We start from the raw sequence: 20,815 nt of genomic DNA on the forward strand, positions 1-20,815 counted from the left end.
CAGACCTCGAACACTTGAGGGAATTGAGACGCTTTAGCGGAGCTAGCGCAACGCCGGCAGCGTATCCGCCGTCAATGCATCCGGCAACCGGATTTCTACCGCCACCGGAAGATGGTCGGAAATCGGCTGCGCCAGCACCTCGACCCGCTCAAGGGTGAGACTGGGGCTGAGCAGGATGTGGTCCAGGCAACGCTGCGGTCGCCAACTGGGGAAGGTGGCCTCGACCTGCGGCGCGATAAGCCCCAGATCGCGCAGGGGGGAGTGGTCAAGCAGGTCATTGGCATGGGTGTTCATGTCACCCATCAGGATCTGGTGGCGGTAGCCGCCAATCAGTTCGCGAATGTAGGCCAGCTGGCGCGCGCGGGTCTTGGCCCCCAGTGCCAGGTGCATCATGACCACGATCAGCGCGTCCTGGCCTTCGCCGAAGCGCACCAGAATCGCGCCTCGTCCTGCAGGGCCGGGCAGGGGATGGTCTTCGAGCTGTTGTGGCTTGAGGCGGCTGAGCACACCATTGCTGTGCTGGGCGAAACGCCCAAGGTTGCGGTTAAGCTGTTGGTACCAGTAGGGGAAGGCCCCCAGGTGCGCCAGGTGCTCCACCTGGTTGACATAGCCAGACCGCAGGCTGCCGCCGTCGGCCTCCTGCAACGCCACCAGGTCGAAGTCGTTGAGCAGCTCGCCAATCTTCTGCAAGTTGGTGGCGCGCCCGTTGTGAGGGAGCAGGTGCTGCCAGCTGCGGGTCAGGTAGTGCCGATACCGTTCGGTGCTGATGCCGACCTGGATATTGAAGCTGAGCAGCCGCAGGCGACCATCCTCGGGCAGGCCAGGCGCCTGCAGGTGATGCTCGTTGACCTGCGGCTGATGCAAGCCAATGCCACGCTCGTTTCGCAAGCGGCGCATGGGGTTCGCCGCTTACTTAGCGGCGCGCTCCTTGTCGATCAGCTGGTCGGCTACATTCAGCACACCTTCCGGCCCGCCAGCGGTACCCAGATCGAAGCGGTACTTGCCGTTGACCACCATGCTCGGAACGCCGCTGATTTCGTATTTCTTCGCCAGCTCTTTGGCCTGGTTGACCTGGCCTTTGATCGCGAAGGAGTTGAAGGTGGCGAGGAACTTGTCCTTGTCGACGCCCTGGGTGGCGAGGAAATCGGCCATATCGTTAGGGTCGGTGAGGCGCTTGTGCTGGTTCTGGATAGCATCGAACACAGCTGCGTGAACCTTGTGCTCCACGCCCATGGCTTCGAGGGTCAGGAACATCTGGCCGTGGGCATCCCAGGGGCCGCCGAACATGGCAGGGACGCGTTTGAAATTGACGTCTTTGGGCAGTTTATCGACCCAGGGGTTGATGGTCGGTTCGAAATGGTAGCAGTGAGGGCAGCCGTACCAGAACAGCTCGACCACTTCGATCTTGCCAGGCACGGAGACCGGCACGGGGTTGCTCAGCTCGATATATTCCTTGCCGGCGGTGGCAGGCTCCGCAGCCTGTACGGCGGCCATACCGAATACGCTGGCGGCGACCAGCGCAGCGCTGAGAATCAGTTTACGCATGCTTTACTCCTGAGCAGTCATTGGTCGCCTCGACGCGACCTGTGCTGAGACAGGTCGGGAAGGGCCCGAGTTCTGTAGTGTACCGGCTGCGGACGTAAAAAAGGGCGGTCCGCACCGCCCTTTCATCTTTAGCGTTGCTGCATTAACTCAATGTTAATGCAGGCCCTGGATGTAGCTGGCCAGCGCTTCGATGTCATGGTTGCTCAGCTTGCCAGCAATGGTACGCATGGTCATCGCGTCACCGTCGTTGGTGCGGTTGCCTTCGCGGAAGTCGGTGAGCTGCTTGCTCACGTACTGCGAATGCTGGCCGCTCAGGTGCGGGAAGCCAGCAAGGGCGATACCTGCCCCGTTGGGCGAGTGGCAGCCGGTACAGGCCGGCATGCCCTTGTCCAGGTCGCCGCCGTTGAACAGCGCGCGACCCCGCTCGACCAGCTTGGGATCGGCTGCGCCAACGCTGCCTTTCTGGCTGGAGAAGTAGGCGGCGATATCGGCCAGGTCCTGGTCATTGAAGCTGGCCAGCATGCCGGTCATCTCCAGCACGGTGCGCTTGCCAGACTTGATGTCATGCAATTGCTTTTCAAGGTAGCGCTGGCCCTGGCCGGCCAGTTTCGGGAAATTCGGCGCCAGGCTGTTACCGTCCGGGTTGTGGCAGGCACCACAGACGGCCGTCTTGGCCTGGCCGGCGGTGGCATCGCCTTTGATAGGTTCCGCAGCATTGGCCGCACCTGCGACACCCATGGTCAACAGCAGACTCACGACTAGTTTGTTCATCAGCTAATCCAACACGGCTAAGGGTGAAATGTTATGTATCGGGGCTGCCGCTCATCCAAAGGATGACCAAACGGTAGTCCTCGGCACTGCAGTCCATGCACAATCCACGCGGCGGCATAGCCTTGAAACCCTGAGTTACATGCGCCATGAGTACCTCCATGCCTTGCGCCAGCCTTGGCTCCCACGCTGCCTGGTCACCCTTCTTGGGCGCCTGTGGCAACTGCCCGGCGTGACAGGCCGCACACGTGCGGTTGTACAACGCCTCGGGATCCTGTGTAGCCTGTGCGCTGAAAAACGGCAGGAACATACCCACAGCTAGCAGCCATTTCGCGATGCGAAACGACCTGACAGGGTTGGGGGACGCGCTGCGTTCTGATGCGCGAGCTATTGTTCGACACCCCATGCTCGATCTCCTTCGCTGGGAGAATGAGCACACAAAAACTGGGGCATTATATACTTCCGCCATCCAAACGGAAACGACACCGCTTGCCGGCCTAGGCTTTGGCAACACCCACATCGGAAATCCCATGCAAGTCAAGAACCCCATCCTCGGCCTCTGCCAGAAAGCCACATTCGCCCTCAGCGCTGCCAAGGTCGAACAATGCCCGGACGACCAGGGCTACGAGGTGGCTTTCGCCGGCCGTTCCAATGCCGGCAAATCCAGCGCCCTCAACACCCTGACGCATGCCAGCCTGGCCCGCACCTCGAAGACTCCAGGGCGTACCCAGCTGTTGAATTTCTTCAGTCTGGACGATGAACGGCGTTTGGTCGACCTGCCAGGCTACGGTTATGCGAAAGTCCCGATCCCGCTCAAACAGCACTGGCAGCGCCACTTGGAGGCCTACCTGGGCAGCCGCGAATGCCTGCGCGGCGTGATTTTGATGATGGACGTGCGCCATCCGATGACCGACTTCGACAAGATGATGCTCGACTGGGCCAAGGCCAGCGCCATGCCCATGCACATCCTGCTGACCAAGGCCGACAAGCTGACCCATGGCGCCGGCAAGAACACCCTGCTCAAGGTCCAGTCGGAAATTCGCAAGGGTTGGGGGGATGGCGTGACTATCCAGCTGTTCTCGGCACCCAAGCGCCTGGGGCTCGAAGAGGCCTACCGGGTGCTGGCGGGCTGGATGGCGCTGGAAGACAAGCCGGTGGCCTGAGGTGACTCCATCGCCGGCTTGCCGGCGATAGGGCCCAAATGACGGGCAAAAAAAACCCCGGACTTCGTATGGGGAGGGGGAAGTTCGGGGTTCAAGTCCGGACCGCTAGGGCGGGGTCCGGGTATCTGCCAACACTTAACACAACATAGGAGCATCGAAGGGCTTCACCAGCCATTCAGTTACTCTGAGCGCCGTTTCACCGGTTTAGTTCCAAAGCCCTGAAAACTATTTGCGATAGTTTCATGAAACTTCCGCACTAATGGCATCGAGCCATGCCAGGATCCACGTCACTGCAACGCAGATCCTACACAGGTTACCCGGCTCAATCAGTGAGCTTCGTCCCAATTCGAGCCAACACCTACTTCGACCAGCAGCGGCACATCCAGTTGGGCGGCACGGCTCATGTGCTGGCGAATTTCATCTTTCACCTGATCCACCAGCTCCTCGCGTACCTCCAGCACCAGTTCATCGTGTACCTGCAGAATCACGCGCGCATCCAGCCTGCTTTCGCTCAGCCAATTGTCGACGTTGACCATCGCCCGCTTGATGATATCGGCGGCGGTACCCTGCATCGGTGCGTTGATCGCCGTACGCTCGGCGCCTTTGCGCAGCGCGGGGTTCTTGGCGTTGATGTCCGGCAGGTACAGCCGCCGACCGAACAGGGTTTCAACGAAGCCTTGCTCGGCTGCCTGGGTGCGCGTGCGCTCCATGTAGGCCAGCACGCCGGGGTAGCGGGCGAAATAGCGATCGATATAGTCCTGCGACTGCTTGCGGTCGACGCCGATCTGCTTGGCCAGGCCGAAGGCGCTCATGCCGTAGATCAGGCCAAAGTTGATGGCCTTGGCGCTGCGGCGCTGGTCGGTGGTGACCGCTTCCAGGGCGACCCCGAACACTTCTGCGGCCGTGGCGCGGTGCACGTCCAGATCGTTGCGGAAGGCGTGCAGCAGGCCTTCGTCCTTGGCCAGGTGGGCCATGATACGCAGCTCGATCTGCGAATAGTCCGCGGCCAGCAGCTTGTAGCCCGGGCTTGCGACGAAGGCTTGGCGAATACGCCGGCCCTCGGCGGTACGGATCGGGATGTTTTGCAGGTTCGGGTCGCTCGACGACAGGCGCCCGGTAGCGGCCACGGCTTGCTGATACGAGGTATGAATGCGCCCGGTGCGCGGGTTGATCTGGCCCGGCAGCTTGTCGGTGTAAGTGCTCTTGAGCTTGCTCAGGCTGCGGTACTGCATCAGCACCTCGGGCAGCGGGTAGCCTTGCTCGGCAAGCTCGTCCAACACTGCTTCGGCAGTGGACGGCTGGCCCTTGGCGGTCTTGCTCAGCACCGGCATGCCAAGCTTGTCGTAAAGAATCGAGCCCAGCTGCTTGGGCGAGCCGAGGTTGAACGTTTCGCCTGCCAACTCGTAGGCGCGGCGTTCAAGGTCAGCCATTTTCACGCCCAGTTCACCGCTCTGCACCTGCAGCAGGGCAGCATCGACCAGCGCGCCCTGGCGCTCGATCTTGGCCAGCACCGGCACCAGCGGCATCTCGATGTCCATCAGCACTGGCTGCACGCTCGGCGTCTGCGCCAAGCGGGCCTGCAAGGCCTGGTGCAGGCGCAGGGTGATGTCGGCGTCCTCGGCGGCGTAGGGGCCTGCCTTGTCCAAGTGGATCTGGTTGAAGGTCAACTGCTTGGCGCCCTTGCCGGCGATGTCCTCGAAGGCGATGGTGGTGTGGTCGAGGTACTTCTGCGCCAGGCTGTCCATGTCGTGGCGGGTGGCAGTGGAGTTGTAGACATACGACTCGAGCATGGTGTCGTAGGCCACGCCCCGCATGTGGATGGCGGGTGAGCCGTTGGCAAGGATGTTGATATCGTACTTGGCGTTCTGCCCGACCTTGGCCTTGGCGGGGTCTTCCAGCAGCGGCTTGAGCGCCAGCAGCACGGCCTCGCGATCGAGCTGGGCCGGCGCGCCTTCATAGTCGTGGGTCAGCGGCACGTAGGCCGCTTCATACGGGTCAACGGCGAACGACAGGCCCACCAGCTGCGCCTGCTGGGCATCCAGGCTGGTGGTCTCGGTGTCGAAGGCGAACAACGGCGCCTGGCGCAGTTTCTCCAGCCAGGCGTCGAAGCGAACCGGGTCCAGAACCGTCTCGTATTGAGGCTCGACCTTGGTGACGGGCTCTTCGGCCGGGGCAATGTCATCGCCGGCTGTGGCCGCATCGCGCTGCACTTCGGCAATCCAGCTCTTGAACTCCATCTCGGTATACAGCGCCAGCAGCGCCTCTCGGTCGGGCTCGCCGCAGACCAGCGCATCGACCTCGATGTCCAGCGGCACGTCGACCTTGATGGTCGCCAGCTCATAGGACAAAAACGCCGCGTCGCGGTGTTCTTCGAGTTTCGCAGGCAACGTCTTGGCACCACGGATGGCCAGCGCCGGAACCTTGTCGAGGTTGGCATACAGATCGCTCAGACCGCCGCCGATACCGGTCAGCAAGCCGACTGCGGTCTTCTCGCCCACCCCCGGCACGCCCGGGATGTTATCGACCTTGTCACCCATCAGCGCAAGGAAGTCGATGATGTGTTCCGGGCCTACGCCGAATTTTTCGTGTACGCCGGCCACGTCCAGCACGCTGCCGGTCATGGTGTTGACCAAGGTGACGTGCCCGTCCACCAGCTGCGCCATGTCCTTGTCACCGGTCGAAATGATCACCGGCCGGCCCAGGGCCGCACTGCTGCGCGCCAGCGTACCGATCACATCGTCGGCCTCCACGCCTTCGACACACAGCAGCGGATAGCCCAGCGCCTTGACGCTGGCATGCAACGGCTCGACCTGCACCCGCAGGTCATCGGGCATGCTCGGGCGGTTGGCCTTGTACTCGGCGAACATCGCATCACGGAATGTGCCGCCCTTGGCGTCGAACACCACCGCGAAAAGGCTGTCCGGGTATTGCTTACGCAAGCTCTTGAGCATGTTCAGCACGCCCTTGACCGCGCCGGTGGGCATCCCCTTGGAGGTGGTCAGCGGCGGCAGCGCATGGAAGGCGCGGTACAGGTAGGAGGAACCGTCCACCAGGACGAGGGGCGCTTGGCTCATGAGCAGAATCAACCTTTTCGGCGGGTCCGGAGCTAGAATAGCCGGATCAATGACGACAAAGGGACAAGGTTATCATGCGTACACTCAATCGCCTGTTACTGCTCAGCCTGTTGGCAACCATGCCAGTCGTCACCCTGGCGGCGGACGACGCCCCCTCGGCAGATCCCGAGGTGACCATTCGCACGGAAGGCGATAAAACCATCCAGGAATACCGGCAGAACGGCTTCCTGTATGCGATCAAGATCACGCCGAAAAACGGCAAGCCTTATTTTCTGGTACGCGCCGATGGCTCTGATGGCAATTTCATTCGATCCGACCAGCCGGACATGCTGATTCCGTCCTGGAAGATCTTCGAGTGGTAATCTGACGCGCACCGTTCACATCAACCCGGCACTTCCCGGCGGAAGTGCCCGTATGGGCATTTTTTCATCATGTCAGTTTTCACCCCCGTGACCCGGCCTGAGCTGGAAACCTTTCTGGCGCCGTACGAGCTGGGCCGTCTGCTCGACTTCCAGGGCATTGCCGCCGGCACCGAAAACAGCAACTTCTTCGTCAGCCTCGAACAGGGGGAGTTCGTCCTGACGCTGATCGAACGCGGGCCCAGCGAGGACATGCCGTTCTTCATCGAGTTGCTGGATACCCTGCATGGCGCCGACATGCCAGTGCCATACGCCATCCGCGACCGCGACGGTAACGGCCTGCGTGAGCTGTGCGGCAAGCCGGCACTGTTGCAGCCGCGCTTGTCGGGCAAGCACATCAAGGTGCCTAACAACCAGCACTGCGCCCAGGTCGGTGAACTGCTCGCACACATTCATCTGGCCACCCGGGAGCACGTCATCGAGCGCAAGACTGACCGTGGCCTGGACTGGATGCTGGCCGCAGGTGCCGAACTGATGCCGCGCCTGACGGCAGAGCAAGTGGCGCTGCTGCAGCCGGCGCTGAACGAGATCACCGCGCACAAGGTGCAGATCCTGGCCCTGCCACGGGCCAACCTGCATGCCGACCTGTTCCGTGACAACGTGATGTTCGAGGGCACCCACCTGACCGGCGTGATCGACTTCTACAACGCCTGCTCAGGCCCGATGCTGTATGACATAGCCATCACCGTGAACGACTGGTGCCTGGATGAGCAGGGCGCTATCGACGTGCCCCGCGCCCAGGCGCTGTTGGCGGCCTACGCGGCGCTACGGCCATTCACGGCAGCCGAGGCCGAGCTGTGGCCGGAGATGTTGCGGGTCGGCTGTGTGCGCTTCTGGCTGTCGCGCCTGATCGCGGCCGAGTCGTTCGCTGGGATGGACGTGATGATCCACGACCCTGGCGAGTTTGAACTGCGCCTGGCGCAGCGCCAGCAGGTGGCGTTGCACCTGCCGATCGCACTCTGATAGCGGCGGCCCTGTCGCCGGCTCGCCGGCGATGGGGCCAACCCAATCATCACAGCTGCTCCAGGCACCCCGCCAGGTCATTGCCCAGCTTCTCCAGCAGGCGCTCATACCCTGTGGCATCCACTGGGTCGGTGCCGCCCAGCGCATCCAGCTCCGCCAACCGCACCGGCAACCCGGCCGTCAGCGTTTCAGCCAGTCGCGGCCGTAGCGGTGGTTCGCTGAACACGCACGTCTTGCCCACTTCCTGCAGGCGCTTGCGCATGGCCGCGACATGCTGCGCACCCGGTTGCACCTCGGAAGCCACGCTGAACACGCCGGTGTGCTTGAGACCGTAGGCTGACTCGAAGTAGTCGAACGCCTCGTGGAACACGAAGTAAGGCTTGTCGGCAATCCCTGCCACCCGCGCTTTGATGCGGGCATCCAGGCCGTCGAGGCGCTCGGTGAAGGCCTTCAGGTTGCTCTGGTAGCGCGCCGCGTTGGCAGGGTCCGCCGCCGCCAGGTCCGCCGCCATCTTCGCCGCGATGACTCGGGCATTGACCGACGACAGCCACAAGTGCGCGTCCAGGCTGCCTGGGCGGTGATCGTGGTCATGATCGTCCTGGTCTTCTTCCTCGTGGGACTGGCTGTCCTCACCAAAGTGACGCAGTTTCATGCCCGGCAGCGACTGCACGGCTACTGTGGGCTTGCTGCGGGTACCCAGCACCCGTGGCAGGAAGTTCTCCATGTCCGGCCCGACCCAGTACAGCAGGTCGGCATCACCCACGCGTCGTACGTCCGACGGGCGCAAGGCGTAGTGGTGCGGCGAGGCACCAGGGGGCAGCAACACTTCGGGGCTGCCAACGCCATCCTGCACGGCGGCGGCGATCTGCTGCAGGGGTTTGATGCTGGTCAGTACACGCACGTCGGCCTGCGCCGAGCTGGCGAGAAAAGCGACAAAAAGCACAAGGAATCGGGACACGGTGAATACTCGAGTCGTCAGAAACAGGTAACATAATAACGTCTCCATCCAGAACCGTCGCTGCCCATGTCCATCACGCCGCTGGCTCACCGTCCCCACGATCATTCCCATTGCGTGCATAGTGCCCTGGCCGAGGCCGAGGTCCTGTGTACCCGTCAAGGCCTGCGCCTGACCGCGCTGCGCCGCCGTGTGCTGGAGCTGGTGTGGCAAAGCCACAAGCCGCTGGGCGCTTACGATATCCTGGCGGTGCTCAGCGAGCAGGATGGCCGCCGCGCCGCGCCGCCGACCGTTTATCGGGCGCTGGATTTTCTTCTGGAAAACGGCCTGGTGCACCGCATCGCCTCGCTCAACGCCTTCATCGGCTGCAGCCACCCCGAGCACGCGCACCAGGGTCAGTTCCTGATCTGCCGCGCATGCCACGTGGCCATCGAGCTGGAGCACGACAGCATCAGCAACGCGATCATTGCCAGCGCCAAGGGCGTGGGTTTCAGTGTCGAGACCCAGACCGTGGAAATCGTCGGCCTGTGCGGCAACTGCCGGAGCGCGGCATGAGCGACGCACTGATCCGCCTTGAGCAGGTCGGCGTCACCTTCGGCGGCGAGGCCGTGCTCGACAGCATCGACCTGTCGGTTGCACCCGGCCAGATCGTCACCCTGATCGGCCCCAACGGCGCCGGCAAGACGACCCTGGTGCGCGCTGTGCTCGGGTTGCTCAAGCCGCATCGGGGCAAGGTCTGGCGCAAACCCAAGCTGCGTATTGGCTACATGCCGCAGAAGATCCAGGTGGACGCCACGCTACCGCTGTCGGTGCTGCGCTTCTTGCGCCTGGTGCCTGGCGTAGACCGTGCGGCAGCCTTGTCGGCGCTGCAGGAAGTCGGCGCCGAACAGGTCATCGACAACCCTATCCAGACCATTTCCGGTGGCGAGATGCAGCGCGTGCTGCTGGCCCGGGCGCTGCTGCGCGAACCGCAGTTGCTGGTGCTGGACGAACCCGTGCAAGGCGTCGATGTGGTTGGCCAGACCGAGCTGTACAACCTCATCACCCGCCTGCGCGATCGCCATGGCTGCGGCGTACTGATGGTTTCCCACGACCTGCACCTGGTGATGAGCGCCACCGACCAGGTGGTCTGCCTCAACCGCCATGTATGCTGCTCCGGCCACCCCGAACACGTCAGCAACGACCCCGCTTTCGTCGAGCTGTTCGGCCAGAACGCCCCCAGTCTGGCCGTCTACCACCACCATCACGATCACAGCCACGACCTGCATGGCGCAGTGGTCGCACCTGGCAACCATGTTCACGGAGACCACTGCAAGCATGGCTGATTTTCTTCTCTACGCCCTGCTCGCGGGTCTTTCCCTGGCGCTGGTGGCCGGCCCGCTTGGTTCCTTCGTGGTGTGGCGGCGCATGGCCTATTTCGGCGACACCCTGTCACATGCCGCGCTACTGGGCGTGGCCATGGGCTTCGTGCTGGATGTCAGCCCGGCACTGGCGGTGACTGTGGGCTGCCTGCTGCTGGCGATCCTGCTGGTGACCCTGCAGCAACGCCAGCCGCTGGCCTCGGACACACTGCTCGGCATCCTGGCACCCAGCACGCTGTCGCTGGGCCTGGTGGTGCTGAGCTTCATGCACGATGTGCGCATTGACCTGATGGCTTACCTGTTCGGTGACCTGCTGGCCATCAGCACCACCGACCTGGCGTGGATTCTCGGCGGCAGTGCGCTGGTGTTGCTGTTGCTGGCCGCCCTGTGGCGGCCCTTGCTGGCGATTACCGTGCACGAGGAACTGGCCATGGTCGAAGGCCTTCCCGTGGCCGGCCTGCGCATGGCGCTCATGTTGCTGATTGCCGTGGTCATTGCCGTGGCCATGAAGATCGTTGGCGTGCTACTGATCACCTCGTTGCTGATCATCCCGGCCGCTGCGGCACAACGTCACGCACGCTCGCCTGAGCAGATGGCGCTGGGGGCCAGCGTGCTCGGCATTATCGCCGTGTGCGGCGGCCTAGCCCTGTCCTGGTTCAAGGATACCCCGGCCGGGCCATCGATCGTGGTCTGTGCCGCAGTGCTATTCTTGCTGAGCCTGGCCCTGCCCAAACGTTGAAATTCAGGGCACGCAAAGGCGTGCCCTGCAACCTTTTGACCGGTAAAGGGTCTGTAAGACCTGTTTTCGAGCGTGCGCACCTGGGTGTAGACTTGCTCGCTTTTTGCGCAAATAGAGAGTCGCAGGAATGAAGCCGTTCGCATCCCGTTATCTGCTTGTTGCCGCGTTTTCCATGTTCCTGGCCGCCTGTTCCAGTGCGCCGGTCGAGCAGGCCAATGCACCTGCCCAAGCCGATGCCTGGCAGCAGCTGCAGCAGAACATCAGCAGCAATGAGTTGGCCACCGCCGAAGACCAGCTTGCCGCCCTGCAGGCGCAAGCGCCCGACGATAGCCGCCTGGAGCAATACCAGCGGCAATTGGCCGAGGCTTACCTCAAACGCAGCCAGATCGTCCTGCAGAAGGGCGATGTCAACGCGGCTGCCACCGCGCTGGCCCGTGCCCGCGCGCTGATGCCCCAAGCACCTGCCGTCACCGGTGGCGATGCCGTCAGCCAGGCCCGCAAGGCTGAACTGGAAAAGGCCGAGGCGGCGTTGAAGGCTGCCGAGGCCAAACCACAGGCACGGGTGATCGACCCGACGGCGCCAAGCACCGTGATTGCACTCAAGACCACTGACATTCGTGCCATGCGCCGCCAACTCGACGAGATTGCCGCAGACGTGGTGAGTTATCAGTGTGAGGTGGTGTTCCAGGTCCCGCGCACCGAGGATGCGCCCTGGTTGAAAAATCTGCTGGAGAAGCGGGTTCACAAGATCGACAGTGGCTTCCAGCTGAAGCAGAAACACGAGATTCAGCGCAAGTTGCCGGCCCAGGTGGTACTGGTCCCGCATCAACGCTGAATGCCTTGATGCCATCGCCGCAAAGCCGGCTCACCCAGATTCGCCATAGCCGTTGATGACTGTGGCGAATCTGCAGGAGCCGGCATGCTGTTGAAAGGCAGCGCCCCTTATGCAGGTATGGCTTCGGCTACCGCTTCGCGCTCCCAGACACGGTGGCCTTCGAGCACGTTGACAAAGGCATCCACGGTTTTCTGGTCATCCCCCAGTAACAGGCCTTTGTCTTCCTTGAGCCCCAGAGCCCCCAGCAGTCCTTTACCCTCATTGGCCAAGGCAATGACCTTGAGGTGTTTGTAGCCCTCAAGCAGGAAGTGCTTGGCCAGGCCGCTGGCCGCCAGAGCATCCAATGCCCCCTTGCCCGCCGGTACAACAATGCCGTCGAACATGATCGAGGGCATACCTTCCATCGACGCATCCACCGGCAATGGCTTGCCCTCGGCGGTTTTCACCGGTGCCGAGGTCGGGCCCAGCAACAGGATACGTGTGCTGTGGGCTTCCAGGGCCTTGACCAGGCGATCGACGCTGTTGCCGTCCACACCGTTGGCCACCAGCACGGCGATCTTGCGGCCTTTCACGCCGACCTTGCCAGGGTGGTTCATCTGGCTCAGGGCGGGCGATTGCGCCTGCTTGCTGCCCTTGACCTTCACCGTACCGGCCTTGGGCGCTGGCAAGCCGAGGTTGGTGGCCACGGCAGCTGCCAGCTTCAGGTCGATATTGGCCAGGATCTCATTGACCTCGCGGGCGCGAATCGACTCGCGTTCCACCTTGCCCAGCTCAAAGCTGTAGGCCTTGATGACGTGCTGCTGCTCATTGGCGCTCAAACTCTGGAAGAACATCCGCGCCTGCGAGAAGTGGTCACCGAACGACTCACTGCGCTGGCGAACCTTGTGGGCGTCGACCCGCTCCTGATAGCTCTCGAAACCGCCGTCTACCGGGCCGGCAGGCGTTTCCTTCGGCCAGCCACCGTCGATCGAGTTGGGCTCGTAGGACGCACGCCCCTTATGGATCGTCTGCCGGTGCAACGCGTCGCGCTGGTTATTGTGGTTGGGCGCCACTGGGCGGTTGATCGGGATTTCGTGGAAGTTCGGGCCACCCAGACGGCTGATCTGGGTATCGGTATACGAGAACAGCCGCCCTTGCAGCAACGGGTCATTGCTGAAATCGATACCCGGCACGATATGGCCGGGGCAGAAGGCAATCTGCTCGATTTCGGCGAAGAAGTTGTCCGGGTTGCGGTTGAGCACCATCTTGCCCAGCGGGGTAACCGGCACCAACTCTTCGGGAATGATCTTGGTCGGGTCGAGCAGGTCGAAGTCGAATTTATGCTCATCGGCCTCTGGCACGATCTGTACGCCAAGCTCCCACTCTGGATAGTCGCCGGTTTCGATGGCTTCCCACAGGTCACGGCGGTGGAAATCAGTGTCCTTGCCTGCCAGTTTCTGCGCCTCGTCCCATAGCACCGAGTGCACGCCTTGGGCCGGTTTCCAATGGAACTTGACGAAACTGGCCACACCTTCGGCGTTGATCAAGCGGAAGGTATGCACGCCAAACCCTTCCATCATGCGCAGGCTGCGCGGAATGGCGCGATCGGACATCGCCCACATGACCATGTGCGCCGACTCCGGCACCAGCGAGACGAAGTCCCAGAAGGTGTCGTGGGCCGAGCCACCGGTAGGGATTTCGTTGTGGGGCTCGGGTTTCACCGCGTGGACGAAGTCCGGGAACTTGATCGCATCCTGGATGAAGAACACCGGCATGTTGTTGCCCACTAGGTCGAAATTGCCCTCGTCGGTGTAGAACTTCACCGCAAAGCCGCGAACGTCGCGCACGGTATCGCCCGAGCCCCGCGGGCCCTGCACCGTGGAAAAACGAACGAACACCGGGGTGATTTTCTCCGGGTCCTGCAGGAAGCCGGCCTTGGTCAGTTGCGCATGATTGCCATAGCTCTGGAAGAAACCATGCGCGCCAGTACCTCGAGCATGGACGATACGTTCAGGGATGCGCTCGTGGTCGAAGTGGGTGATCTTCTCGCGCATGATGAAGTCTTCAAGCAACGACGGCCCGCGGTCACCCACCTTGAGCGTGTTCTGGTTATCGGCGATGCGCACGCCCTGGTTGGTGCGCAAGGCCTGGCCGGTGGCGTCACTGCGCACGTCCTCCAGGCTCTGCACCTTGGCATTGGTGTTGGCACGATCGGGTGTAGTGGTGCCGGCAAGCTGGCTCTGCTTGGACGTATCCGTCTTCTTGCTAGGCATCTCGGCTCTCCTCATCAGTCTTCAGGGTGCCCGGTGGGCTTGTTCTAGTAGTGACTGGAGCGCCTGCGGCTACGTTCAATAAGCTTTACCGGTGGTCGCGTTATGCCCGCAGGATTGGTTGATTACGAAATAAATGCTAAGAACAACTATGGGAAAAGGCTAAAATGCGCCACGCCAGCCAACCGCTGACCCCAAATCCCCTGCGCCCCACAAGGTTCGCTACGTGATCGAGTTCCAACATGTACACAAGACCTACCGCGTCGCCGGTAGGGAAATACCCGCCCTGAATCCGACCAGCCTGACTATCGAGAACGGCCAGGTGTTCGGCCTGATTGGCCATTCCGGGGCGGGCAAAAGCACCATGCTGCGCCTGATCAACCGCCTGGAAGAGCCTTCCGGCGGCACGATCATCGTCGACGGCGAAGACGTCACCGCATTCAATGCCAACCAGCTGCGCGGCTTCCGCCAGCAAGTGGGCATGATCTTCCAGCACTTCAACCTGCTGGCCTCCAAGACGGTTGCCGACAACGTCGCTCTACCGCTGACCCTGGCCGGCGAGCTCTCGCGCGGCGAGATCGACAAACGGGTCACTGAGTTGCTGGCGCGTGTAGGCCTGTCGGACCACGCCAAAAAGTACCCGGCGCAGTTGTCCGGCGGCCAGAAGCAGCGCGTCGGCATCGCCCGTGCCCTGTCCACCAACCCTAAAATCCTGCTCTGCGACGAAGCCACCAGCGCCCTCGACCCTCAGACCACGGCGTCGGTACTGCAGCTGCTGGCCGAGATCAACCGGGAGTTGAAGCTCACCATCGTGCTGATCACCCACGAAATGGACGTGATTCGTCGGGTCTGCGACCGCGTGGCGGTGATGGATGCCGGGCAGATCGTCGAGCAAGGCTCGGTTGCCGAGGTGTTTTTGCACCCGCAGCACCCCACCACCAAACGCTTCGTCCAGGAAGACGAGCAGGTGGACGAAGGCGAACAGCGTGACGACTTTGCCCATGTACCTGGCCGTATCGTGCGCCTGACCTTCCAGGGTGACGCTACCTATGCGCCGCTGCTGGGCACCGTGGCCCGCGAAACCGGGGTGGACTACAGCATCCTCGCCGGGCGCATCGACCGCATCAAGGACGTGCCCTATGGGCAGCTGACCCTGGCCGTGACCGGCGGCGACATGGAAGCGGCGTTCGACCGCTTCAAGGCAGCTGACGTACATATGGAGGTACTGCGTTGATGGACGCGCTGAATTTCTTTGCCAACGTCGACTGGGCCGAAATCTGGCTGGCTACCATCGACACCATGATCATGCTGTTCGGCTCGCTGTTCTTCACCGTGCTGCTGGGTCTGCCGCTGGGCGTGTTGCTGTTCCTCTGTGGCCCGCGGCAGATGTTTGAGCAGAAGGGCGTGTACGCGCTGCTGTCGCTGATCGTCAACATCCTGCGTTCGCTGCCGTTCATTATCCTGCTGATCGTGATGATCCCGATCACCGTGCTGATCACCGGCACCTCGCTGGGTGTGGCCGGTGCCATTCCGCCGCTGGTGGTAGGTGCCACGCCGTTCTTCGCACGCCTGGTGGAAACCGCCTTGCGCGAGGTGGACCGCGGCATCATCGAAGCGACCCAGTCGATGGGCGCCACGACCCGCCAGATCATCACCAATGCGCTGCTGCCGGAGGCTCGGCCGGGCATCTTCGCGGCAATCACCGTCACTGCCATTACCCTGGTGTCGTATACCGCGATGGCCGGTGTGGTCGGTGCCGGCGGCCTGGGTGACCTGGCCATCCGCTTCGGCTATCAGCGTTTCCAGACCGATGTGATGGTGGTCACCGTGGTGCTGCTGTTGGTACTGGTTCAAGTCCTGCAGAGCGTGGGCGACAAACTGGTTGTGCATTTTTCCCGTAAGTAACCCCAATGGGGTCGGTCCGGCCGACCCGTTCGGGGGCCGTCGCGGCCCTCACAAGGAGTGATCAATGAAGAAGCTGCTTGCTGTCGCTGCCGCTGTCGCGGCCTTCTCGGCCCACGCCGGGGACCTCACCGTTGCCGCCACCCCGGTGCCGCACGCCGAAATTCTCAACTTCGTCAAACCGCAGTTGGAGAAAGAGGGTGTAAACCTCAAGGTGAAAGAGTTCACCGACTACATCCAGCCGAACGTGCAAGTCGCCGAGAAGCGCCTGGATGCCAACTTCTTCCAGCACCAGCCGTACCTGGATGAGTTCAACAAGGCCAAGGGCACTGACCTGGTCAGCGTTGCCGGCGTGCACATCGAACCGCTGGGCGTGTACTCGAACAAGTACAAGAAGCTCGACGAGCTGCCGTCCGGTGCCACCGTGGTCATTCCCAACGACGCCACCAACGGCGGCCGTGCCCTGCTGCTGCTGGACAAGGCCGGCGTGATCAAGCTCAAGGACAACAGCAACATCCTGTCGACCATTAAGGACGTTGCCGAGAACCCGAAGAACGTGAAGTTCCGTGAGCTTGAAGCCGCCACCATCCCGCGCGTGCTGACCCAGGTCGATGCTGCCCTGATCAACACCAACTACGCGCTGGAAGCCAAGCTGAACCCGGAAAAAGACGCCCTGGCCATCGAAGGCGCCGACTCGCCGTACGTGAACATTCTGGTTGCCCGCCCGGACAACAAGGATTCGGAAGACATGAAGAAACTGGCGGCGGCACTGCACTCGCCAGAGGTGAAGCAGTTCATCAACGAGAAGTACAAAGGTGCGGTGGTGCCGGCGTTCTAAGCCGTTAGATCGCGCTGTGTTCCTCGCGGGGCAAGCCCGCTCCCACTGGTACTCCACTGAGCTTGAATGCAGTGAGGTACCTGAGGGAGCGGGCTTGCCCCGCGACGCTTTTCAGGCCTGTATCAATCGCGCTTGACCAGCCCCGGCAACTGCGCCACCAGCTTCTGGTTGTTGAACGGCGCACGAATGAACCCACGCTGACGTCCATCCGGCCCGACGATCGCCAGGTTGCCGCTGTGATCCACGGTATACCCGGGCTTGCTGGTATCGGCCGGGATGAACGGGATGCTCAAGGCATTGGCCAACTTCTGGGTATCCTCGATCGACCCCGCCACACCGACGAAATCCTTGTCGAAGTAACCCAGGTACTGCTTGAGCTGGTTCGGCGTATCGCGGTTCGGGTCCACACTCACCAGCACGACCTGCAGGCGGTTCACGGCCTCCTTGGGCAGCTCGCTCTTCACCTGGCGCAACTGGGCCAGAGTGGTCGGGCAGATGTCCGGGCAATAGGTGTAACCGAAGAACAGCAGCGACCATTTACCCTTGAGGTCGTCCAGCTGCACCGGCTGGCCATCCTGGTTGGTCATGGTCACGTCCGCCACCGCACGGCTCTGTGGCAGAAGGATGATGCCGGCATCGATCAGCTCGGTCGGGTTGAGCTGGTCGCGGCCGTTAAGCACCTTGTTGACGGTCAGGCCCATGATCAACGCGACCAGGGCAACGAGGATGAAGACGGTTTTCTGGGTTCGGGTCATAGGTTCAACAACAGGTAGTGGTCAACGAGCAACGCGATGAACAGCGCGAACAGGTAGCCGATAGAGTACTTGAAGGTGCTGATCGCCGCATGCGGCCGGCTGCCACGGTACAACACCCAGGCCCATTGCAGGAAGCGCAGGCCCAGAGCAAGGGCGCAGGCCAAGTACAGCGGGCCACTCATGTGGATGACATACGGCAGCAGGGACACCGCCAGCACAATCAGGGTGTAGAGCAGGATGTGCAGCGTGGTGTAGCGCTCGCCGTGGGTCACCGGCAGCATCGGGATATCGGCCTTGGCGTACTCCTCCTTGCGGTGGATGGCCAGGGCCCAGAAGTGCGGGGGCGTCCAGGCGAAGATGATCAGTACCAGCAGCAGCGGTTCGGCGCTGACGTGTCCGCTCACCGCCACCCAGCCGAGCAGCGGCGGGGCTGCCCCCGCCAGGCCGCCAATGACAATGTTCTGTGGTGTCGCACGTTTGAGAAAGCCGGTATAGAGCACCGCATAGCCGAGCAGCGATGCCAGCGTCAGCCAGGCGGTGAGGGCGTTGGTGAACACCAGCAGCAGCACCATGCCCAGTAACGCCAATGCGAGCGCGAACAGCAGCGCCGGCAGCGGCTCGACCCGTCCCTCGGCCAGCGGCCGCTTGTGCGTGCGCGCCATCAGCGCATCGATACGCCGGTCCAGCACATGGTTGACCACCGCCGCGCCGCCCGCGCACAGGGCGATGCCCAGGTTGCCGAACAACAGCACGCTCCAGGGCACACCGGCACGGGTAGCCAGGAGCATCCCCACCAGCGAGGTGATCAGCATCAATACCACCACCTTCGGCTTGGTCAGCTCCAGATAGTCGCGCCAACTGGCACGCCGGGCACTCAGAAGCGTCGCCACGAATCGTTCCTCATGTGATGGGAGATACCGACACCGGTTACCGGTGTCAGGCGCCAGCCATGGCCGACGCGCACCTTGTCGACCACACGAATGCGGTAGTTCACCAGCACCATGCTCAGCAGCAACAGCGCTCCACCGGCGTTATGCGCCACGGCCACGGCAAGCGGCAGGTGGAACACCACGTTGCTGACGCCCAGGCCTACTTGCAGTGCCAAGGCCAGCAGCACCCACCGCGCCAGGCCGGGCAGGCCACAACGGTGCAGCTTCCAACTGAGCATCAGCAGCACGCAGGTGACCAGCAACGCCCCCAGGCGGTGGCTGATATGGATGGCCGTGCGCGCATCGCTGTCCAACTGCCCGCCCAGGTAGTTGGGGCCGGCGTGCTGGGTGAGGTGGAAGCCGTTGCTGAAGTCCGCTGCCGGCCACCACTGGCCATGGCAGGTGGGCAGATCGATGCAGGCGACCGCCGCGTAGTTGGCGCTGACCCAGCCACCCAGGGCGACCTGGCCAACCACCACCAACAGCGCCAATGCCGCGAGCCGACGCAGGCTCAACGGCAGCTTCGGCAACGGCGCAAAGGCCCGGGATAGACGCAGGGATAACAGGAACAGCAAGCTCAGGGTCGTGAAACCGCCAAGCAGGTGCGCCGTGACCACCTGTGGCCACAGCTTGAGGGTCACGGTCCACATGCCGAACGCCGCCTGGGCCAACACCACCCCCAGCAACACCAGCGGCAAGCGGTACGGCTGGCCGTCGCGGGTATGGCGGCGTACGGCCTGGAAAGCGAGCAGGGCAATCACCAGGGCAAGGGTGCCGGCAAAGTAGCGGTGGACCATCTCGGCCCAGCCCTTGGCTTCTTCCACCGGGTGCTCGGGGAAGTGCAACTCGGCATGGGCCAGTTGCGCATCGGTTTTCGGCACGCTGATGAAGCCATAGCAACCCGGCCAATCGGGGCACCCCAGGCCGGCATGGGTCAGCCGCGTATAGGCCCCCAGCAGCACGACCAGCAGCGCCAGCAAGGTGGCGAACACAGCGAGGCGAAATCCGGGTCTGGCCATGGCAGGCTCCTAGCCGATATTGGACAGCTTGAGCAGGTGGCGCAGGTCGTCCAGCACATGCTTGCCGTTGACCTTGCCGTCGTAGCGCAGCACCAGGTTGCCGTGTGGGTCGACGATCCACAGGTGCGGGGCTCGCTCGCCCAGCTTCTGGACATAGCGCTGGGCATCCAGTGGGTAGCGTTGCAGCTGCGGATACTCGCGGCCCAGCAGGGTTTGATAGTCGGCGCTCAACGGCTGGGCGGCGGCCAGGGCATGACTGGCGCGACTGGCGTCTCGCCCAAGGCCCACCTGGATTTGCCGCGCCAGGTACACCAGGCGCTGGCACTCTTCGGCACAGCCCTCGGGCGCGCTGACCAGCAGCTGCCAGCGCGCATCCTCGCCGGTGACGCCAATGTCGCTGCGGCTCTGGCCGTTGCCGATCATCGCGCCATGGTAGCTGCGGCCTTCCGGCACCCAGAACTTGAGCTTGTACATACTGGTGGCCAGGATCATCGGGCCGAGCACCACCAGCAGAATCAGAATCAACTGCAAACGCCCGCGGGCTCTGGGTTTGCGACGGTCAGGCGGGTCCAGTGGAGTGGTGGCGGCGGCCATGGTTGTTCTCCTTTTTGTGGTGCCAGCCAAAGTAGAGGTAAAGCAGCACCAGGGCAGTGGCCAGGGCGAACCATTGCACGGCATAGCCCAGGTGTTTTTCCGGGCCCATGGCGACCACCGGCCAGTCCAGGCGGTAGGTGGCCGGGCCGGGCTGCAGTCGCAGCTCATGGGCAAAGCCTTCGCGCGCGAGCTGTTGCCACAGTTGCGTGGGGTTCACGGCGGTCAGCAAATGCGGCCATTGGCCGCCGACGGGGTCAGGGTGCAGCTGGAAGGTGCTGCCCGGCGCCACATATACCGAGGCATCCAGCGCCAGCGCCTGCGTCGGAGTGTCGAACGCGACGGGGCTGCGGCGGTCCGGCCAAGGCAGCCAACCACGATTGACCAGCAGCCATAGGCCACTGGGCTGGTCGTGGAACGGTTGCAGCAGCTCCACGCCGGCTTGGCCATCGCGCATGCGGTTGTCCAGCAGCAGGCTGTGCTCAGCATCGAAACGGCCGTAAAGGTGGACACGGCGCATCGCGGTATCGTCGCTTTGCTGCAACTGGGCAGTGGAGAGCGGCGCTTCAATGCTGCGCTCGGCATACGCCGCCAGCAACGCACGTTTTTCATCGGCACGGCCCAGCTGCCAGCAGCCAAGCGCAATCAAACCTGGCAGTAGCGCAAGCACCACCAGGGTGGGTACCCAGCCCGGACGAAACGGCCTCACG

At 62.9% G+C, this 20,815-nt stretch carries 22 protein-coding genes; 10 read left to right on the forward strand and 12 right to left on the reverse strand.

All coding sequences use genetic code 11. The features are described 5' to 3' along the window. Nucleotides 1-42: 42 nt before the first annotated feature. The 4 genes from APH34_RS16980 to APH34_RS16995 all read right to left on the reverse strand — a co-directional run bounded on the left by APH34_RS16980 (nt 43) and on the right by APH34_RS16995 (nt 2,650). The gene (locus tag APH34_RS16980; protein ID WP_054902194.1) at nt 43-897 is read right to left on the reverse strand and encodes an endonuclease/exonuclease/phosphatase family protein; all 855 of its coding nucleotides are present in this window, start codon (nt 895-897) and stop codon (nt 43-45) included. A gap of 12 nt (nt 898-909) precedes the next feature. Next, on the reverse strand, nt 910-1,545 hold the full coding sequence (gene dsbA / locus APH34_RS16985; RefSeq protein WP_054902195.1) for a thiol:disulfide interchange protein DsbA: 636 nt from the start codon (nt 1,543-1,545) through the stop codon (nt 910-912). Between the two features lie 153 nt (nt 1,546-1,698). Continuing rightward, nucleotides 1,699-2,316 (reverse strand): cytochrome c, encoded by a 618-nt coding sequence (locus APH34_RS16990; protein WP_054902196.1) that lies wholly within the window; start codon nt 2,314-2,316, stop codon nt 1,699-1,701. Between the two features lie 31 nt (nt 2,317-2,347). Next, nucleotides 2,348-2,650: a cytochrome c5 family protein gene (locus tag APH34_RS16995; RefSeq protein WP_054902268.1), complete on the reverse strand. Its 303-nt coding sequence runs from the start codon at nt 2,648-2,650 to the stop codon at nt 2,348-2,350. Between the two features lie 193 nt (nt 2,651-2,843). On the opposite strand from APH34_RS16995, the gene yihA reads away from it, so the two are divergent. Then, on the forward strand, nt 2,844-3,476 hold the full coding sequence (yihA, locus tag APH34_RS17000; protein WP_054902197.1) for a ribosome biogenesis GTP-binding protein YihA/YsxC: 633 nt from the start codon (nt 2,844-2,846) through the stop codon (nt 3,474-3,476). A gap of 326 nt (nt 3,477-3,802) precedes the next feature. On the opposite strand, the gene polA is transcribed toward yihA, so the two are convergent. Next, entirely contained in the window at nt 3,803-6,550 is a 2,748-nt protein-coding gene (gene polA / locus APH34_RS17005) for a DNA polymerase I (protein ID WP_054902198.1), read from the reverse strand. 74 nt (nt 6,551-6,624) lie between these two features. Between polA and APH34_RS17010 the strand changes: the two genes are divergently transcribed. After that, nucleotides 6,625-6,912, forward strand: a complete 288-nt coding sequence (locus APH34_RS17010; RefSeq protein WP_012316858.1) for a DUF2782 domain-containing protein — start codon at nt 6,625-6,627, stop codon at nt 6,910-6,912. Between the two features lie 69 nt (nt 6,913-6,981). Beyond that, nucleotides 6,982-7,932, forward strand: a complete 951-nt coding sequence (locus APH34_RS17015; RefSeq protein WP_054902199.1) for a homoserine kinase — start codon at nt 6,982-6,984, stop codon at nt 7,930-7,932. Between the two features lie 49 nt (nt 7,933-7,981). On the opposite strand, the gene APH34_RS17020 is transcribed toward APH34_RS17015, so the two are convergent. Then, entirely contained in the window at nt 7,982-8,938 is a 957-nt protein-coding gene (locus APH34_RS17020; protein ID WP_082422829.1) for a zinc ABC transporter substrate-binding protein ZnuA, read from the reverse strand. An 18-nt stretch (nt 8,939-8,956) separates the two neighbouring features. On the opposite strand from APH34_RS17020, the gene zur reads away from it, so the two are divergent. From zur to APH34_RS17040, 4 genes are all read left to right on the forward strand, one after another. Then, on the forward strand, nt 8,957-9,442 hold the full coding sequence (gene zur, locus APH34_RS17025) for a zinc uptake transcriptional repressor Zur (RefSeq protein ID WP_054902201.1): 486 nt from the start codon (nt 8,957-8,959) through the stop codon (nt 9,440-9,442). Beyond that, nucleotides 9,439-10,212: a zinc ABC transporter ATP-binding protein ZnuC gene (znuC, locus tag APH34_RS17030; protein ID WP_054902202.1), complete on the forward strand. Its 774-nt coding sequence runs from the start codon at nt 9,439-9,441 to the stop codon at nt 10,210-10,212. The genes zur and znuC overlap by 4 nt, the downstream gene beginning before the upstream one ends. After that, nucleotides 10,205-10,987 carry a zinc ABC transporter permease subunit ZnuB gene (gene znuB, locus APH34_RS17035; protein ID WP_054902203.1) on the forward strand — a complete coding sequence of 261 codons (783 nt, stop codon included), beginning with the start codon at nt 10,205-10,207 and terminating at the stop codon, nt 10,985-10,987. Before znuC ends, znuB begins: the two co-directional genes overlap by 8 nt. Nucleotides 10,988-11,114: 127 nt before the next feature. Then, nucleotides 11,115-11,822: a PA5502 family lipoprotein gene (locus tag APH34_RS17040; protein WP_054902204.1), complete on the forward strand. Its 708-nt coding sequence runs from the start codon at nt 11,115-11,117 to the stop codon at nt 11,820-11,822. A 107-nt stretch (nt 11,823-11,929) separates the two neighbouring features. Here the strand turns inward: APH34_RS17040 and katE are convergent, their stop codons facing one another. Continuing rightward, a complete protein-coding gene (gene katE, locus APH34_RS17045; RefSeq protein WP_054902205.1) occupies nt 11,930-14,074 on the reverse strand; it encodes a catalase HPII in 2,145 nt (714 codons plus the stop codon). Between the two features lie 223 nt (nt 14,075-14,297). On the opposite strand from katE, the gene APH34_RS17050 reads away from it, so the two are divergent. The 3 genes from APH34_RS17050 (at nt 14,298) to APH34_RS17060 (ending at nt 16,811) form a co-directional block, all read left to right on the forward strand. Beyond that, nucleotides 14,298-15,305, forward strand: coding sequence for a methionine ABC transporter ATP-binding protein (locus APH34_RS17050; protein ID WP_054902206.1), 1,008 nt, complete (start codon nt 14,298-14,300; stop codon nt 15,303-15,305). Then, complete coding sequence (locus tag APH34_RS17055) at nt 15,305-15,976, forward strand: methionine ABC transporter permease (RefSeq protein WP_054902207.1); 672 nt, start codon at nt 15,305-15,307, stop codon at nt 15,974-15,976. Before APH34_RS17050 ends, APH34_RS17055 begins: the two co-directional genes overlap by 1 nt. 64 nt (nt 15,977-16,040) lie before the next feature. Then, complete coding sequence (locus APH34_RS17060; protein WP_054902208.1) at nt 16,041-16,811, forward strand: MetQ/NlpA family ABC transporter substrate-binding protein; 771 nt, start codon at nt 16,041-16,043, stop codon at nt 16,809-16,811. 122 nt (nt 16,812-16,933) lie between these two features. Here the strand turns inward: APH34_RS17060 and APH34_RS17065 are convergent, their stop codons facing one another. From APH34_RS17065 to APH34_RS17085, 5 genes are read right to left on the reverse strand one after another with little or no spacing between them, the layout of a single operon-like run. Next, the gene (locus APH34_RS17065) at nt 16,934-17,566 is read right to left on the reverse strand and encodes an SCO family protein (RefSeq protein ID WP_054902209.1); all 633 of its coding nucleotides are present in this window, start codon (nt 17,564-17,566) and stop codon (nt 16,934-16,936) included. Next, nucleotides 17,563-18,456, reverse strand: a complete 894-nt coding sequence (cyoE, locus tag APH34_RS17070) for a heme o synthase (RefSeq protein WP_054902210.1) — start codon at nt 18,454-18,456, stop codon at nt 17,563-17,565. The genes APH34_RS17065 and cyoE overlap by 4 nt, the downstream gene beginning before the upstream one ends. Beyond that, nucleotides 18,441-19,514 carry a heme A synthase gene (locus tag APH34_RS17075; protein ID WP_054902211.1) on the reverse strand — a complete coding sequence of 358 codons (1,074 nt, stop codon included), beginning with the start codon at nt 19,512-19,514 and terminating at the stop codon, nt 18,441-18,443. Before APH34_RS17075 ends, cyoE begins: the two co-directional genes overlap by 16 nt. 9 nt (nt 19,515-19,523) lie before the next feature. Then, nucleotides 19,524-20,108, reverse strand: coding sequence for a hypothetical protein (locus APH34_RS17080; RefSeq protein ID WP_054902212.1), 585 nt, complete (start codon nt 20,106-20,108; stop codon nt 19,524-19,526). Then, nucleotides 20,074-20,814, reverse strand: coding sequence for an SURF1 family protein (locus APH34_RS17085; protein ID WP_054902269.1), 741 nt, complete (start codon nt 20,812-20,814; stop codon nt 20,074-20,076). The genes APH34_RS17080 and APH34_RS17085 overlap by 35 nt, the downstream gene beginning before the upstream one ends. Nucleotide 20,815: the final 1 nt, after the last annotated feature.

Source organism: Pseudomonas sp. NBRC 111131 (assembly GCF_001320525.1).
In the GTDB taxonomy this organism is placed as follows: domain Bacteria; phylum Pseudomonadota; class Gammaproteobacteria; order Pseudomonadales; family Pseudomonadaceae; genus Aquipseudomonas; species Aquipseudomonas ceruminis.

Coding starts and splice junctions, on each gene's coding strand:
- APH34_RS16980 (WP_054902194.1), bottom strand. CDS start 897: ATGCGCCGCTTGCGAAACGAGCGTGGCATTGGCTTGCATCAGCCGCAG.
- dsbA (WP_054902195.1), bottom strand. CDS start 1,545: ATGCGTAAACTGATTCTCAGCGCTGCGCTGGTCGCCGCCAGCGTATTC.
- APH34_RS16990 (WP_054902196.1), bottom strand. CDS start 2,316: ATGAACAAACTAGTCGTGAGTCTGCTGTTGACCATGGGTGTCGCAGGT.
- yihA (WP_054902197.1), top strand. CDS start 2,844: ATGCAAGTCAAGAACCCCATCCTCGGCCTCTGCCAGAAAGCCACATTC.
- polA (WP_054902198.1), bottom strand. CDS start 6,550: ATGAGCCAAGCGCCCCTCGTCCTGGTGGACGGTTCCTCCTACCTGTAC.
- APH34_RS17010 (WP_012316858.1), top strand. CDS start 6,625: ATGCGTACACTCAATCGCCTGTTACTGCTCAGCCTGTTGGCAACCATG.
- APH34_RS17015 (WP_054902199.1), top strand. CDS start 6,982: ATGTCAGTTTTCACCCCCGTGACCCGGCCTGAGCTGGAAACCTTTCTG.
- APH34_RS17020 (WP_082422829.1), bottom strand. CDS start 8,938: ATGGAGACGTTATTATGTTACCTGTTTCTGACGACTCGAGTATTCACC.
- zur (WP_054902201.1), top strand. CDS start 8,957: ATGTCCATCACGCCGCTGGCTCACCGTCCCCACGATCATTCCCATTGC.
- znuC (WP_054902202.1), top strand. CDS start 9,439: ATGAGCGACGCACTGATCCGCCTTGAGCAGGTCGGCGTCACCTTCGGC.
- znuB (WP_054902203.1), top strand. CDS start 10,205: ATGGCTGATTTTCTTCTCTACGCCCTGCTCGCGGGTCTTTCCCTGGCG.
- APH34_RS17040 (WP_054902204.1), top strand. CDS start 11,115: ATGAAGCCGTTCGCATCCCGTTATCTGCTTGTTGCCGCGTTTTCCATG.
- katE (WP_054902205.1), bottom strand. CDS start 14,074: ATGCCTAGCAAGAAGACGGATACGTCCAAGCAGAGCCAGCTTGCCGGC.
- APH34_RS17055 (WP_054902207.1), top strand. CDS start 15,305: ATGGACGCGCTGAATTTCTTTGCCAACGTCGACTGGGCCGAAATCTGG.
- APH34_RS17060 (WP_054902208.1), top strand. CDS start 16,041: ATGAAGAAGCTGCTTGCTGTCGCTGCCGCTGTCGCGGCCTTCTCGGCC.
- APH34_RS17065 (WP_054902209.1), bottom strand. CDS start 17,566: ATGACCCGAACCCAGAAAACCGTCTTCATCCTCGTTGCCCTGGTCGCG.
- APH34_RS17075 (WP_054902211.1), bottom strand. CDS start 19,514: ATGGCCAGACCCGGATTTCGCCTCGCTGTGTTCGCCACCTTGCTGGCG.
- APH34_RS17080 (WP_054902212.1), bottom strand. CDS start 20,108: ATGGCCGCCGCCACCACTCCACTGGACCCGCCTGACCGTCGCAAACCC.